Annotated in this window: 14 protein-coding genes and 1 tRNA gene; 7 read left to right on the top strand and 8 right to left on the bottom strand. The window is 61.8% G+C overall.

What is annotated here, in order from left to right; all coding sequences use genetic code 11:
- Nucleotides 1-2 precede the first annotated feature (2 nt).
- A complete protein-coding gene (locus HMPREF3173_RS11480; RefSeq protein ID WP_070573208.1) occupies nt 3-2,159 on the top strand; it encodes a TonB-dependent siderophore receptor in 2,157 nt (718 codons plus the stop codon).
- A 122-nt stretch (nt 2,160-2,281) separates the two neighbouring features.
- Here HMPREF3173_RS11480 and HMPREF3173_RS11475 read toward each other — a convergent pair.
- Nucleotides 2,282-2,371: transfer RNA gene (locus tag HMPREF3173_RS11475), tRNA-Ser, on the bottom strand.
- 289 nt (nt 2,372-2,660) lie between these two features.
- Between HMPREF3173_RS11475 and HMPREF3173_RS11470 the strand changes: the two genes are divergently transcribed.
- The 3 genes from HMPREF3173_RS11470 (at nt 2,661) to HMPREF3173_RS11460 (ending at nt 5,286) form a co-directional block, all read left to right on the top strand.
- The gene (locus tag HMPREF3173_RS11470; RefSeq protein ID WP_043209808.1) at nt 2,661-3,350 is read left to right on the top strand and encodes a crotonase/enoyl-CoA hydratase family protein; all 690 of its coding nucleotides are present in this window, start codon (nt 2,661-2,663) and stop codon (nt 3,348-3,350) included.
- 137 nt (nt 3,351-3,487) lie between these two features.
- Nucleotides 3,488-4,207 (top strand): lysophospholipid acyltransferase family protein, encoded by a 720-nt coding sequence (locus HMPREF3173_RS11465; protein ID WP_070573206.1) that lies wholly within the window; start codon nt 3,488-3,490, stop codon nt 4,205-4,207.
- Between the two features lie 107 nt (nt 4,208-4,314).
- Complete coding sequence (locus HMPREF3173_RS11460) at nt 4,315-5,286, top strand: magnesium and cobalt transport protein CorA (RefSeq protein ID WP_070573204.1); 972 nt, start codon at nt 4,315-4,317, stop codon at nt 5,284-5,286.
- Nucleotides 5,287-5,362: 76 nt separating this feature from the next.
- Here HMPREF3173_RS11460 and HMPREF3173_RS11455 read toward each other — a convergent pair whose 3' ends face one another.
- On the bottom strand, nt 5,363-6,097 hold the full coding sequence (locus HMPREF3173_RS11455; RefSeq protein WP_043209801.1) for an amidotransferase: 735 nt from the start codon (nt 6,095-6,097) through the stop codon (nt 5,363-5,365).
- A gap of 529 nt (nt 6,098-6,626) precedes the next feature.
- Between HMPREF3173_RS11455 and HMPREF3173_RS11450 the strand changes: the two genes are divergently transcribed.
- Nucleotides 6,627-7,427, top strand: coding sequence for a cytochrome c (locus tag HMPREF3173_RS11450; protein ID WP_043209799.1), 801 nt, complete (start codon nt 6,627-6,629; stop codon nt 7,425-7,427).
- A 60-nt stretch (nt 7,428-7,487) separates the two neighbouring features.
- Here HMPREF3173_RS11450 and HMPREF3173_RS11445 read toward each other — a convergent pair whose 3' ends face one another.
- The 4 genes from HMPREF3173_RS11445 to HMPREF3173_RS11430 form a co-directional block, all read right to left on the bottom strand.
- Entirely contained in the window at nt 7,488-7,820 is a 333-nt protein-coding gene (locus HMPREF3173_RS11445; RefSeq protein ID WP_043209796.1) for a ribonuclease E inhibitor RraB, read from the bottom strand.
- Nucleotides 7,821-8,003: 183 nt separating this feature from the next.
- Nucleotides 8,004-8,240, bottom strand: coding sequence for a hypothetical protein (locus HMPREF3173_RS11440; protein ID WP_043209794.1), 237 nt, complete (start codon nt 8,238-8,240; stop codon nt 8,004-8,006).
- Between the two features lie 154 nt (nt 8,241-8,394).
- The gene (locus HMPREF3173_RS11435) at nt 8,395-10,473 is read right to left on the bottom strand and encodes an LTA synthase family protein (protein ID WP_070573202.1); all 2,079 of its coding nucleotides are present in this window, start codon (nt 10,471-10,473) and stop codon (nt 8,395-8,397) included.
- A gap of 222 nt (nt 10,474-10,695) precedes the next feature.
- A complete protein-coding gene (locus HMPREF3173_RS11430; RefSeq protein WP_070573200.1) occupies nt 10,696-10,887 on the bottom strand; it encodes a PLDc N-terminal domain-containing protein in 192 nt (63 codons plus the stop codon).
- Between the two features lie 125 nt (nt 10,888-11,012).
- Here HMPREF3173_RS11430 and HMPREF3173_RS11425 point away from each other — a divergent pair, with 125 nt between their 5' ends.
- Nucleotides 11,013-11,954 (top strand): ZIP family metal transporter, encoded by a 942-nt coding sequence (locus tag HMPREF3173_RS11425; RefSeq protein ID WP_070573198.1) that lies wholly within the window; start codon nt 11,013-11,015, stop codon nt 11,952-11,954.
- 88 nt (nt 11,955-12,042) lie between these two features.
- On the opposite strand, the gene HMPREF3173_RS11420 is transcribed toward HMPREF3173_RS11425, so the two are convergent.
- Nucleotides 12,043-12,573: a hypothetical protein gene (locus HMPREF3173_RS11420; protein ID WP_070573196.1), complete on the bottom strand. Its 531-nt coding sequence runs from the start codon at nt 12,571-12,573 to the stop codon at nt 12,043-12,045.
- Between the two features lie 59 nt (nt 12,574-12,632).
- On the bottom strand, nt 12,633-13,154 hold the full coding sequence (locus tag HMPREF3173_RS11415; protein WP_070573194.1) for an ankyrin repeat domain-containing protein: 522 nt from the start codon (nt 13,152-13,154) through the stop codon (nt 12,633-12,635).
- Between the two features lie 270 nt (nt 13,155-13,424).
- Here HMPREF3173_RS11415 and HMPREF3173_RS11410 point away from each other — a divergent pair, with 270 nt between their 5' ends.
- The gene (locus HMPREF3173_RS11410) at nt 13,425-13,697 is read left to right on the top strand and encodes a DUF3509 domain-containing protein (RefSeq protein ID WP_043209779.1); all 273 of its coding nucleotides are present in this window, start codon (nt 13,425-13,427) and stop codon (nt 13,695-13,697) included.
- Nucleotides 13,698-13,798: the final 101 nt, after the last annotated feature.

The following is a 13,798-nucleotide window of genomic DNA, read 5'->3' as shown; positions in this document are numbered from 1 at the left end:
GCATGACCCCGCTTCGCCCTCGCCTGCCCCTCAGCCTGCTTGGCCTGGGCCTTGCCCTGCACAGCGCCCAGGGGCTAGCCGATGACAGCGTCACCTTGGCGCCGCTGCGCGTATCGGAGGTTTACGGCGACGAGGGTTATCAGGCTCGCGAAGCCCAGGTCGGCGGCTTGCAACCAGGCCCGCTGCTCGACACACCAGCCTCGGTCAGCGTGTTCAGTCGCCAGTTGTTGGATGATCGCCAGGTTCGCACGCTCAGCGAAGTGCTGCAAAGCGATGCTTCGGTCGGTGAAAGCTACGCCCCGGTCGGCTATTACGAGAACTTCAATGTGCGGGGTTTCGAGCTCAACGCCGCCAGCAGCTACCGCATCAACGGTCAGACCATCGCTGGCGAGCAGAACGTGGCTCTGGAGAACAAGCAGCAAGTGGAACTGCTCAAGGGGTTGTCGGGCCTGCAAAGCGGTGTGTCGGCGCCTGGCGGCCTTATCAACTACGTGACCAAGCGTCCGGAGGACGTGCGCAGCGTCAGCGTATCGACCAACGAGGAAGGCGAGCGCTACCTGGCCACCGACCTCGGGGGCTGGTTCGGCAGCGAGCGCCAGTTTGGCCTGCGCGCCAACCTGGCCCATGAAGACATCCGCTCCTACGTGGAGCATGCCGACGGCAAGCGCGATTTCGCCTCCCTGGCGTTCGACTGGCAGATCAACCCCGATGCCATCTTGCAACTCGATGCCGAGTACCAACATCGCGAGCAACTGTCGGTTCCAGGGTATCAACTGCTGGGCGGTACCGAAGTGCCCCATGGCGTGGACCCTGACGACCATCTGGCCTATCAGCGTTGGGCCAAGCCTGTGCAGAACGACTCGCTGAACGTGGGTGGGCGGTTCGAGTACCGCTTCAGCGATGCCTGGAGCGGCACCCTGAGCGCCTCGCGCAGCAAAGTAGTGATCGATGATTACAGTGCATTCGCCTGGGGTTGCTACGGCGCAGCCAGTTGTGCAGGTGCCGCGGTACCCAATTATTTCAGCCCCGAAGGCGACTACGACATCTATGACTTCCGAAGCCCGGACGACACCCGTCGCATCGACGAAGCGCAGGCCATGCTCAATGGCCGCTTCGACGCCCTGGGCGTGGGTCATGAGCTGACGGTGGGAACGAGTGCACAGCGTCGCACCTTGGATCAACGCCCTTACTACAACATTGGCGTCGGCAGCGGCAACATCAACGAAGATGTACCTGCAGTCCCTCCGGCCACCGCTCCCGTCGGTTCCAGCGAACGCCGCCTGGACAGCCGCCAGTATGGCCTGTTCGTCAGCGACACGATCACCTTCAACGAACAGTGGCAAACCATCATCGGTGCCCGCGAAGTGCGCCTGGACGAAGAAACCTGGGACGAGAACGGCGATGCCGGTCGCCATACCCAGCAATACCAGCTGCTGCCCAACGCCGCGCTCATCTACAAGCCGCAGCCGGACACCACGCTCTACGCGAGCTACTCAAAAGGCCTGTCCGCCGGTGGTACCGCGCCCTGGTTCGCCAGCAACGCCTCTGAAATCCTCGCCCCCACCCTGTCGCACCAGACGGAGCTGGGCATCAAGCATGACTGGCAGGGCATGAGCTTCAGCGCCGCGCTATTCCAGATCCGCCAGGCTTATCAATACGCACGCCCGGACAACGGCGGCTTCACCTATGTGCAGCAAGGCCAGCAGAAGAATACCGGCTTGGAACTGGGTGCCAGCGGCTGGGTGACCTCGCGCCTGCAAATCCAGGCCAGCGCTGCGGCGATTCATGCCCGGGTGCAGAACAGTGGCACCGATGACTACGAAGGGCACCAGGCGATCAACGTCCCGCGTCTGCGCGCCGCATTGCAGGCCGATTACAGCCTGCCGGTCCCAGGCCTGGCCCTGCTCGGCGGCGCCCGCTACAGCGCCAGCAAGTATGCAAGCCAGGCGGGGAACGTGGAGGTGGGTGGCTACACGGTGTTCGATCTCGGCAGCCGCTATCGCACCCGCATCGGCGGCTATGAGACTGTGCTGCGCCTGACGGTGGATAACGTCTTCGACAAACGCTACTGGCGGGATGTGGGGAACTACCTGGGCGACAACTACCTATTCCAGGGCGCACCACGCACAACGCGACTGTCGGCTTCGGTCAGCTTCTGAGAGATCAGGGGCTGCCTGGCAGCCCCATTGCGGGACAGGACGGGTTGCACAGCAGCCCTGAGCCAAAAGACGAACAAACAAAAAGCCCCCGGCATTTCTGCACGGGGGCTTCTTGTGGAATGTGGCGGTGAAGAAGGGATTTGAACCCTTGATACGATTTCTCGTATACACACTTTCCAGGCGTGCTCCTTCGACCACTCGGACACTTCACCGGATCTCTTCAAGCAGTTCAGCCTGTCGAGGCGCGCTAATTTAGTAGAAGCCTTTTCCTTTGGCAAGCATTTTTTTCAGAATTTTCATGTGCTTAAGCCAATTGGCCAAAACAACGGGCCTGCCAGGGCAATGCTGCCAATCTGGCCAGTGCTTTTACAGCCCATGTTGCCCCTGTCCCGTCGCGACAAGGGGCGCGGCCCAGACGCTGACCGACCGGTCAGCCTTATCGCTTTACCTGACCGGCGCCGCTGGGTACCGTCGTCGCCACGTCACCCAAAGGACTCTGTCATGAGCGAGCTGATTACCTACCATGCCGAAGACGGCATCGCCACCCTGACCCTGAACAACGGCAAGGTCAATGCCATCTCGCCGGATCTCATCGCCGCCTTCAATGCCGCCTTGGACCGCGCCGTGCAAGAGCGCGCCGTGGTGATCATCACCGGCCAGCCGGGCATTCTCTCCGGCGGCTACGACCTCAAGGTGATGACCAGCGGCCCGAAGGAAGCCGTCGGCCTAGTCACCTTGGGCTCCACCCTGAGCCGTCGCCTGCTCAGCCACCCCTTCCCGGTGGTGGTCGCCTGCCCGGGCAACGCCGTGGCCAAGGGCGCGTTCCTGCTGTTGTCAGGGGACTACCGTATCGGTGTCGAAGGACCCTACAAGATCTGCCTGAACGAAGTGCAGATCGGCATGACCATGCACCACGCGGGCATCGAGCTGGCCCGTGACCGTCTACGCCGTTCGGCCTTCCATCGTGCGGTGATCAATGCCGAAGTGTTCGACCCGCATGCCGCGGTGGATGCAGGCTTCCTCGACAAAGTGGTGCCCGCTGAACAACTGCAGGAGGCTGCCCTGGCTGCCGCCCGCGAGTTGAAGAAGATCAACATGCTGGCGCATAAAAACACCAAGCTGAAGGTGCGCAAAGACCTGCTCGAGACGTTGGACAACGCCATCTTGCTGGACCAGCAACAAATGGGTTGAGTCGACAGCGCCTTTCACAAACGCGAGCCCGCGCGCCTCTAGCCGCGGGCTTTGCCATGACACAACACCCAAAGGTTTGCCCCAGGCAGTGCACACCCGTACACTGCGCCGCGACTGTCTGGTGTGTGAGTCGTCCCATGCTCTATATGCTCCGCATGCTCCTTCTGGCGCTGCATTTTCTGTTCGTCGGCGTGGCGGGTCTGGTCATCGGCCTGTGCCGGCCGTTCAACCCCGATAACAGCCGCCTGTTCGCCCGCCTCTACAGCCTGCCTGCCGCCTGGCTGATGCGGATCAAGGTCAAGGCCGAGGTCGGCCCGTTGTGGGACCAACCACCCGGCTGCGTCATCGTCGCCAATCATCAGTCCAACTTCGACCTGTTCATCCTCGGCCAGGTGGTACCGCAACGCACCGTGGCCATCGGCAAGAAGAGCCTGGGCTGGATCCCCCTGTTCGGCCAGCTGTTCTGGCTCGGCGGTAACGTGCTGGTGGATCGCAAGAACGCCTACCAGGCGCGCAAGGCCATGCAGGTGACCACCCGCATCTTGCGTAACGACACCTCGATCTGGATCTTCCCCGAGGGCACCCGCAACCCCGGCGAGCAACTGCTAGCCTTCAAGAAAGGCGCGTTCCACATGGCCGTCGAGGCCGGTGTGCCCATCGTGCCGGTATGCGTCAGTCGCTACTCCAAGCGCCTGGGCCTGAACAGCTGGCGCCAGCGCACAGTGATCGTGCGCTCGCTGCCACCGATCGCCACTGCCGGCCTGGGCCAGCAGGATCTGCCGGCACTGATCGAGCAATGCCGCACGCAGATGCAGCAGTGCATCGACCGCATGGAGGGTGAGCTGGCGCAAAGCTGATTCGCTCGGCAATGCGCTCGACGCCCTCAGCGGCACAGGCGATGGTTGCTCTATGACGTGACTGAGCCCAAGCTGTATCGGGTGTTCAACCGAAGAAGCGGACAACCATGGGGCGAGTCGTGGCATCGGCGGTGTACAGCGCCGGCAGAAAGGTCACCAATATCAGTATCGACGAGGGCAGCGAGTGGGCCAGCAAGCCCGGGCACTTCGTCTGGATCGGCCTGGAAGAGCCCAATGCCGAAGAGCTGGCCAACCTGCAGCGCCAGTTCGGCCTGCATGAACTGGCCATCGAAGACGCCCTGGAAAAGCACAGCCGCCCCAAGCTCGAGACCTTTGGCGACGCCCTGTTCATCGTCACCTATTCGCCGGTGCGCCATGAAGGCAAGCTGGAGTTCATCGAGACGCACATCTTCGCCGGCAACGGCTACATCATTACCTGCCGCAACGGCCATTCCAAATCCTATGCCTTGGTGCGCCAACGCTGCGAGGCACGCCCGCTGCTGCTCGAGCATGGCGAAGACTTCGTGCTCTACGCCTTGCTCGACTTCGTCACCGAGAACTACCAGCCGGTCAGCGAGGCCATCCACGGCGAGATCGAGGAGCTGGAACAGAGCGTGCTGAGCAATTCGCTCCAAGAGGAGGACATCCAGCGCCTGCACAGCCTGCGCCGGGACATCCTGCGCCTACGCCGCTACGTGGCGCCGATGGTGGAGGTCAGCGAGGAGCTGCAGCGCCTGAACTTCCCCTTCATCGACAAGAACATGCGCCCGTACTTTAGGGACGTGCAGATCCACGTCACTCGGCAGATGGAAGATCTGGCCAGTATCCGCGACATCGCCAGTCAGACTATCGAGATCGGCATGCTGCTGGAGTCGTCACGCCAGAGCATCGTGCAGCGAAAGTTCGCTGCCTGGGCGGCGATCCTGGCGTTCCCCACCGCCATTGCAGGCATCTACGGGATGAACTTCCAGAACATGCCGGAGCTTGGCTGGCATTACGGGTACTTTGGGGTTCTAGGTGTGATTGGCGTGGGATGCAGTGCGCTGTACGCAAGCTTCAAGCGCTCGGGCTGGCTGTAGCCGTTTGCCGCACGGGCCGATCTTCGAGCTGCTTTGAAGCCTGTGAGAGGCCGCAAAGCGGCCCCCACAGGGCTCTTTATGCCGCGTTTTCCTTGGCCTTGTCCGAGTGCCCGATGAACCGCAACATCCACTTGCCGACCAGATCGCCCTGGTGGTCTTGCTCCAGGCTGGCGATCGCTCGCCGGTAGACCTCTTCGCCCAACACATCCTGGCGCGCGTCGAGCAAAGCACGGGAGTAGTCATGGACGAACTCCGGATGCCCTTGGAAGCACAGCACCTGGTCGCGGATGTGGTAGGCCGCATTGGGGCAGAAATCGCTGGAGGCGATGACCGTAGCGCCCTCAGGCAGCTCGGTCACCTGGTCCTGGTGACTGATCAGCAGAGTCAGTTCGGACACTTCAGGATCCATCCACGGCGCATGGGCCGCCAAGGAATAACGGTGGATACCCAGGCCCCAGCCCTGATCGGCCCGCGCGGTCTTACCGCCGAGCACCAGCGCCAGCACCTGATGGCCGAAACACACACCCAGTAGCTTCTCGCCACGCTCGTAGAGCTTGAGCAGGTAGGCCTTGAGCGTTTGGATCCACGGATCGGAGCCGAACGAGTCCGCCTTGCTGCCGGTCACCAGGTACGCATCGAAGGTTTCGCCCTCGGGAGGGTACTCGCCGTTCATCACGTTATAGACGTGAAACTGCGCTGCGATCGGCTGACGCGAGAACAGCTGCTCGAACATCCTTCCGTAGCCCTGATACTGCGCGGTCAACTCCGGTCGCAGGACATCGGTTTCCAGGATGCAGATGCGTAACGACATAGGGATAGTCCTGAACGACGTGTGTGGGATTTTTGCTGTAGAGACTGACGCGAAACCTACCTACAAGCAAGTAGGATGCACTGACGAACGGTCACTAATTTCACCGGGGCGCTCGTTCATGCCGCACCTGTCTAGCCAGAGGATGCCAGCGTGATAGCCCTTGGCCTCATAAACGAAAGAAATCAACGAATCTGCCAATAGAACAAAGGGTTCTCAAACATGGATAACGCACACCCTACTGTTGGTTGTATATCCAGACACACGAGGCATGCACGACCGGCGTCACCGAGCGCCGTTGCGATCGACCCGAAGCGAGACAAGGAAGCCAAGGGCTATTCAGGAATAACAACAAGAAGGCGGTCCGCCATGTTCAGACAATCGAAAGTACGCCAAGCCGGGCTCATTCTCTTCGCCACGACCTTGCTGCTCATCCTGCCGAACCTGACACGCTTGTTCGGATAAACGCAGCCGTGGCCATTGTTGGCATTGCACAGGTAATCTCTCGACCACTCAAGGTTGGAGATTACCCATGCGCAATTGCTTTGCCCTTTTGACCTTGCTGTTCTGTCTGCCGCTATCGGCGGCGCAATTGCATCTGGAATTCGGTCATACCGCGCGCCAGTGGCAAAGCGAGGCATTGCTGGCACACCCACAGGCCCAGGACATCAGTATCGAGCAGGATGTCTCCTACAAGCGCCCCATGCACTACCGCGCTGTGCCATTGAGTGCACTGCTCGAGGGGGTGGGCCCCAACGATCATTTGCAAGCCGTCGCGCTGGATGGCTTCGCCGCCGAAATGCCTGCCGCGCCCTTGCTCCAGGCCGGCCCCGCACGGGCCTGGCTGGCCGTGGAAGACCCGGCCAAACCCTGGCCGGCGCTGGGCAACGGCAAACCGGGTGCCGGGCCGTTCTACCTGGTGTGGACCGATCCTCAAGCCGGGAACATCCGCCCAGAGCAATGGCCGTTCCAGATCACCACGATTCGCCGCCTGGCACCGGTGCAGGAGCGCTTCCCTGCCCTACTGCCCGACCCCACGCTCGCAGCGAACGATCCGGTACGCCAAGGCTTTGCCCTGTTCCAGCAGAACTGCCTGGCGTGCCACCGCCTCAATGGCGCAGGCGATGCCCAGTTCGGACCAGACTTGAACGTGCCCCACAACCCCACTGAGTACTTCCAGCCGGGTTTTTTGCGCCGCTACATTCGTGATCCGCAAAGCCTACGGCAGTGGCCCCAGGCGAAAATGCCAGGGTTTGCCGAAAACGTGCTGAGCGAGCAAGAGCTCGACGCATTGATCGCTTACCTGGCGCACATGGCCAAGCGCAAGCCTTGAAAGGTTGTGCCGCCGGCGCAGGCTGCAAAGGGCCGCACAGCGGCCCCAGGCCCAGGGTATTCAGGCGACTGGCCGCTCCTGCTTCACGCCCCATCCCTCGACCTCACCCCCAAAGGGCGAGACGACCTGCTCGAAGGCCTCCTCGAAGGCCCCGATCCCTCGGTAGGTGGCGTACATGATTTTGCTCAGCTCCAGGTGCCAAGCGCCGTCGTCCAGCTCACGTACCTGGGCATTGAGGGATTCACCGCGGAACTGTCCGGCCGCACGCCGGGCACCAGCCTCGTCAGGGAACACCGCATAGAACTCGATGGGATGGATTCGGGTGAAGTCGAAACCGCCAGCTTTCATCTGGCGAAGGACATTGCTGCTGATATCGTCGTTCTGGCTGCTCATGAAACGTCCTCCTACAAACGCAATGGATAGACTTTCCGTGCACAACGCACCTGCTTTGCACAATCGAGTGCCTGGCAGATCGAGCTAATGAGAGACGCGAATGGAGCCGACGCGGATCCGCAGAAAGATCCGGGCCTCGTCTGAGCGTAGTGCCTGCTGGCTCACAACGCCAGCGCAGCGCGTTCAGGGCCTTTCTTCGATGCGGGTGATGGAGACGCCGCTCTGCTCCTTGAGCCAGCGCACGGTGGGGAATGGACTGCGGTCCTGGAAGTCATTGAGGTCAAGTTCATCGATGACCGGGAACAAATGCGAGCGGATCAGGCGGGCGGCTTGCTCATCGCTTGGGCGTTGATCGCCGTTGTAGAGCAGTGAGCTCTGTACGCCATTCTGGTCGACGAAGGTGACTTCCCACTCTTTCATTGAATTGTCCTCTCAATCAAAGAATACCGGGTGTGTACTGCCAGTATCCTTGACCGTCGGCGAGGGCGTTTGTTCAGTTCACCGCAGTGGTGGGCAAGCCCGCCCCACAGGTGAAGGCTTGTCCATCACCTGTGGGAGGGAGCGCGCGAGGGCGTCAGTCCTTGGGCACGCCGTGGACGACACCGGCGGTGTTGTCCATCAGGCTCTTGGTCGCCGTCTGGATGTAGGACTCGAGGTTCTTCAGCAGCTCAGGCTGGTCGGGACTCTCGATCAGCTCGGCCTTGAACTCGCGACCCAGCTGGTAGCGATACAGGCGCGGGGTCATGTCCTTGGACTCGATGAGGATGCGGTCACCCTTGACCAAGCCAACGATCTGCTCGCTGCCCGACGGTTTGATGATGCCCACGCCCGGGTCGCCCTCAGGCAGGTTCAGCAGGTCACGGCCCCAGCACTGATGGCGGGTCTGGCCACCCAGGCGGCCCATGATGGTCGGCACGATGTCGACCTGGGTACCCACGGTGTGGTTGACCGCACCGAACTTCTCCTGGATCCCCGGGGCGATCAACAGCAACGGCACGTTGAAGCGGCCCAGGTCCAGCTCGGTGACCTGCTGCTGGTTGCCGAAGCCATGGTCGCCGACGATGACGAACAGGGTGTCCTTGAAGTACGGCTCCTTGCGCGCCTTCTCGAAGAACTGGCCAAGGGCCCAGTCGGAATAGCGCATGGCCGTAAGGTGTTCGTCCAGGCGGCCCTGGCCTGTGACCTTCTCGACCGGCAGGTCCTTGGGCAGCGCATACGGCGTGTGGTTGGAGAGCGTCTGCAGCAGCGCGTAGATCGGCTTTTTGCCATCGTGCTTGGCCAATTCCTCGTTGCCCCGGTCGAACATGTCCTGGTCGGACACGCCCCACGTCGGGTCAGAGAACACCGGATTGACGAAATCGTTACGGCCAATGAAGGTGGTCATGCCCTGGTTGCCGAAGAAACCAGACTGGTTGTCCCAGGCGAAATCCCCGTTGTAGACGTAGACATCGTCGTAGTCACGAGCGCTCAGCAGCGCTGGCAGGCCAGACAGCTTGTGTCCCCCTTCCGGGGTCTGCATCAGGTATTCGAAGCCAGGCAGGTTCGGGAAGCACGCCATGGTGGCGAACATGCCCTGGTGGGTGTGGGTGCCGTTGGAGAAGAAGCGGTCGAACAGCAGGCCTTCTTTGGCCAGCTTGTCGAAGTACGGCGTGATGTTGTTCGGGCTGCCCAGGGCGCCCACCGAATGACCGGCGAAGCTTTCCATGAGGATCACGACGACGTTCTTGACCGGCAGGGTGCGGTCAGCGGGCGGCTGGAAGTCACGGCGCACTGCCGCTTCGTCGGCCTCGACCAAGGTGTCGTTGGGGGTCAACAGCAGGTCACGCACGGTTTGCGTGGCCACGTCCTGCTCGACGGTGGGCTTCCAGATGTTGGCACGGTCTTCACCGAAACGGCTCTTGGCCGCGTCGATGAGGGTCAAGGTGCCGTTCAGGCCAAGCTGGTTGACGAAGTTCGAGTCGGTGGTGAAGGCATCCCCCCAACGCATCGGCGGGCCCTGGCGCAGGGTGCCACGGGCAGCAACGACGGCGACCAGCAGAACCACCATGAACACCGCCAGGCGGTGGTACCAAGGGGCGATCCGACGCGGCGCCAGGCTCTGGGAGGCACCGTCAGTGCGGGTCAGGCGGTCGATGCCCTTGAACAGCAGGCTCAGCAGCCAGGTCCCGAACAGCCAGGCCAGCAGGTAGCGCACGACCGGGAAGCCGTACCACAGCATGCTCAGGACGGTCTTGGGGTCCTCCTTGATGTACTGGAACACCAAGCCGTTCAGGCGCTGGTGAAACTCGCGGTAGAAGTCCATTTCCATCAGGCCAAGGAACATCACCACGCTGGACGTCAAGGTCAGCCAAAGACGGAAGAACCCGCGACGGGCCATCGCCCAAGGGCTGAGCAACGCCAGCAACAGCGGAATACTCAGATACACCACCACCCGCAGGTCGAAGCGCAGGCCGTTGAGGAAACCTTCGGCGACGGTGGAAGACGGGGTGTCGCCGATCATGTCGCTGTTGTAGATCAGCAACGCCAGGCGAACCAGGCTCAGCATCAGCATGATCACCAGGCCGCTGAGCAGCGTATAGGCCAGGTGCGATTTGAGGGTCGGCGCGAACGGAGCCGGCACGGCCCGTTGCTTCAAGGCATCCGTGTTAGCCATGAATGAGGGGATCCTAGGATTGCGGGTTTGCGGAAAGGCGAAATCGCCCTGCTACCTGAAGGGCCCGGCCATCAAAGCACGGCTATAGGGCCAACGCAGCATTGTGCGGCGCGGATTTTCGATAATCCAGTGTGAAAATTTCGTCACGAGCTGGCGTTTGCGGTGTTTAGCGGGCCCATTGGCGGATAAACCTGCCAATGGGCCGGATTGGTACCGCGGCCTTCAGAATTTCAGGTTGCCCCTGGGCCCGGCGATGGCCCAGATGATCAGCCCGATCACCGGCAGCAATACGATCAACAAGATCCAGAGCACCTTGATGCCCACCTCGGCGCCGCTCTTGAGCACGTGAAGAATCGCCCAGATGTCCAGGGCGAGAATGATGAGCCCGACAAGGCTGTTGAAGGTGGACCCCATGCGACTGCTCCTGGCAAAAGATTTGCTGCCAAGCATAGCCGGCTATTGCGTCGATAGAATGGAATGCTTGGCCGCTGGAATAGGTCAATGGCTAGACTGCGTTCATACATTGTCACGAGGTCCGCATGCCCCCTGCCCACGCTCCTGAAAGTCCTGCTCCCGCCTCGCTGTTCAACGCCTGGCGGCAACAAGCCGCGACCACCCCATGGCTCAGCGCCGGCCTGGGCCTGAGCCTGTTGGTGGTGCTCGGCCTGCTCGCGGCCAGCCTGTGGAATGCAATCCATGGCGACCATGCCGACAACCTGCACTTGGCGCTGCTGGGTGGGCTGTCAGGGTTCGGCGCCACAGCCCTGGGCGCGGTGCTGGCAGTGGTGCTGCGCGATGTCAGCACGCGCAGCCAGGACGTGATGCTCGGCTTTGCCGCTGGGATGATGCTCGCGGCCAGTTCCTTCTCGTTGATCCTGCCAGGCCTGGACGCTGCCCGGGAAATCACCGGCAATGGCCCGGCAGCGGCCTTCACCGTGGTGCTGGGGATGGGACTGGGTGTGCTGTTGATGCTTGGCCTTGATCGCTTCACCCCGCACGAACATGAAAGCACTGGCCCTTGCGGCCCAGAGGCGGAGCGCATCAACCGAGTGTGGTTGTTCGTGCTGGCGATCACCCTGCATAACCTGCCCGAAGGCATGGCCATTGGCGTGAGCTTCGCCAACGGCGACATGAACATCGGCTTGCCGCTGACCAGCGCGATTGCCATCCAGGACATCCCCGAGGGTCTGGCCGTGGCCCTGGCTCTGCGCGCGACAGGCCTGTCGAACCTCAAGGCGGCGCTGGTGGCGATCGGCTCCGGCCTGATGGAGCCGCTGGGTGCGGTGATTGGCCTGGGTATCTCTACCGGCTTCGCACTGGCCTATCCGGTGAGCATGGGCTTGGCGGCGGGTGCGATGATCTTCGTGGTGTCCCATGAAGTGATTCCCGAAACCCACCGCAATGGGCACCAGACCTCGGCAACCCTGGGCTTGATGGGCGGATTCGCGGTGATGATGTTCCTCGATACCGCGTTGGGCTGACACTACCGCCTCTTCACGGGTAAACCCGCTCCCAGCAGGTCCGCATCGATACCTGCGGGAGCGGGACCACCCGCGAACGAGCAGCCCATCAGACGTGAACAGCGACCTTCAATGCTTCCAACGCCGGCTCGACCTTGATCCCCACCTCAGCGCCCAACTCCAGCACTCGGGCCAGGTCGTTCTGCCCCACCATCACCATCTGCAACTCGTCATCGAGCAACTGGCTGAAGTTGACCAGCACATAACCGCCGGCCTCCTTGTTCAGGGCCCCCATCTGGACCTGGATGCGATTGAGTGCGGTCAGCGGCTCGGTGCGCGCCAGCTGCTTGGGCTTGAGGTTGAACGGCACACTCTTGTCGAATGAGTCGGTGATGCGCTCGAACAGCTCTTGGTAGCTATCGGCCTGGAACAGCACGGTGTCCGGCAGGCTGCCGACCACCACCCATTCACCCAGTGGGATGGGGAAGCTGTCGTCGTAGTTGATGTCTGGGTTGGCGGCCAGGAAGGCGGCGGGATCGGCGTAGGCCTGGGCTGCTTCGTCGGCGATGCGCTCGATGTCTTGCTCGCGCATGCAGCCGGCGCCGATGAGGCTGATGAGTTCGAACAACTGGTTTTTCATGGGGGGCCCCTGCGCTGGCGAAAAAGTCGCCAAGGATAGCCGCAAATGCCCCCTGAGGGTTAGCCGGCCAGCATCTGCAGGCGCGCGGCAGTGTCCGGTGCGCCCATGGTCTGGGCGGCGACCAAGGCAGTGGCGCCGCGGGCATCCTGGCGTGCAGGATCGGCACCTTGAGCCAGCAAGAACTCGAGTATCTCGCTGCGGTTGAACATCGCCGCGAGCATCAGGGCGGTACGACCGTCCTCGGCGGCGGCATCCACTGGCACGCCATGTTCGATCAGCAAGCGGATCATGGCCAGGTCACCCTTGAATGCGGCTCCCGCGATGGGCAGTTGACCGTTGTCATTGGCAATCAGCGGGTCGGCGCCATGGGCCAGCAGCACACGCACCGCGTCGATGTGGCCATGATAGCTGGCCAGCATCAGCAAGGTGTCGCCCTTGTGATTGCGCAGGTTGGCGGGCAGACCGCTCTGCAGCAGGCGCTCGAGCATCGGCGCATCGCCGCGCCGGGCACGCTCGAAGACTTCCTCGGCAAACGCGGCCGTCTCTTCGTCAGTCATGGCGGTGGGCTGTTGGTCGGACATCTGGAACCTCCTGGCAAGAAAAGAGCCCAAGTCTTCGTCAGGCACTGCCAGGCGGTCAAAGGTTCAGATTCTATCGGCTCGAAAGACAAACCTTATGACCCTTGCAAATTGCACTGTGCAAAATGCACGACCATGCGAAATGCACGGTTGCCCAAATTCCTCTTCTTCACAACTCATTGAATTCAAACGAATTTTCCAAATCAGCAAGGATGGCACGGTCACTGCAACACTCAACTCACGTCTGCCCATACAACAGTCAGGAGTTGAGATATGGACCTCATCCAGGAAAAGTTCGCCTCGGTATTCTGCGCCTATCAAGTCGAAACCCAGCCTCGCCCCGACGGCGGTATCCAGCTGACCCTGCGGGCAGCCGATGGCAAGGTGACTCGCCGTGCATTGACCTACGCACAGTTGCACAGCGCCGAGCAGTTGTCCTGGGCGATCAGCGCCATCCGCCGCGACTTGGCCGAACAGGCCAGTGAGCTTCCAGTGATCTCGATGTTGCAGAGCCAGCAGCGTTTTGCCCTGCCGACTTATCGCTGATGCGGCGCGACTTTCGCGGGTAAACCCGCTCCCACAGGTGTTCCATCGTTCCAAAGGCGGTGGAGTGGCTGTGGGGGCGGCTTATCCGTGAAAAACGTACC

This window comes from Pseudomonas sp. HMSC08G10 (assembly GCF_001808425.1).
GTDB lineage: Bacteria > Pseudomonadota > Gammaproteobacteria > Pseudomonadales > Pseudomonadaceae > Aquipseudomonas > Aquipseudomonas guariconensis.
Note: the sequence above shows the minus strand (reverse complement) of the source record. Positions and strands in the feature narration are given on the sequence as shown.

Coding starts and splice junctions, on each gene's coding strand:
- HMPREF3173_RS11480 (WP_070573208.1), top strand. CDS start 3: ATGACCCCGCTTCGCCCTCGCCTGCCCCTCAGCCTGCTTGGCCTGGGC.
- HMPREF3173_RS11445 (WP_043209796.1), bottom strand. CDS start 7,820: ATGAGCAGCCAGAACGACGATATCAGCAGCAATGTCCTTCGCCAGATG.
- HMPREF3173_RS11410 (WP_043209779.1), top strand. CDS start 13,425: ATGGACCTCATCCAGGAAAAGTTCGCCTCGGTATTCTGCGCCTATCAA.
- HMPREF3173_RS11415 (WP_070573194.1), bottom strand. CDS start 13,154: ATGTCCGACCAACAGCCCACCGCCATGACTGACGAAGAGACGGCCGCG.
- HMPREF3173_RS11450 (WP_043209799.1), top strand. CDS start 6,627: ATGCGCAATTGCTTTGCCCTTTTGACCTTGCTGTTCTGTCTGCCGCTA.
- HMPREF3173_RS11420 (WP_070573196.1), bottom strand. CDS start 12,573: ATGAAAAACCAGTTGTTCGAACTCATCAGCCTCATCGGCGCCGGCTGC.
- HMPREF3173_RS11430 (WP_070573200.1), bottom strand. CDS start 10,887: ATGGGGTCCACCTTCAACAGCCTTGTCGGGCTCATCATTCTCGCCCTG.
- HMPREF3173_RS11460 (WP_070573204.1), top strand. CDS start 4,315: ATGGGGCGAGTCGTGGCATCGGCGGTGTACAGCGCCGGCAGAAAGGTC.
- HMPREF3173_RS11435 (WP_070573202.1), bottom strand. CDS start 10,473: ATGGCTAACACGGATGCCTTGAAGCAACGGGCCGTGCCGGCTCCGTTC.
- HMPREF3173_RS11425 (WP_070573198.1), top strand. CDS start 11,013: ATGCCCCCTGCCCACGCTCCTGAAAGTCCTGCTCCCGCCTCGCTGTTC.
- HMPREF3173_RS11465 (WP_070573206.1), top strand. CDS start 3,488: ATGCTCTATATGCTCCGCATGCTCCTTCTGGCGCTGCATTTTCTGTTC.
- HMPREF3173_RS11440 (WP_043209794.1), bottom strand. CDS start 8,240: ATGAAAGAGTGGGAAGTCACCTTCGTCGACCAGAATGGCGTACAGAGC.
- HMPREF3173_RS11470 (WP_043209808.1), top strand. CDS start 2,661: ATGAGCGAGCTGATTACCTACCATGCCGAAGACGGCATCGCCACCCTG.
- HMPREF3173_RS11455 (WP_043209801.1), bottom strand. CDS start 6,097: ATGTCGTTACGCATCTGCATCCTGGAAACCGATGTCCTGCGACCGGAG.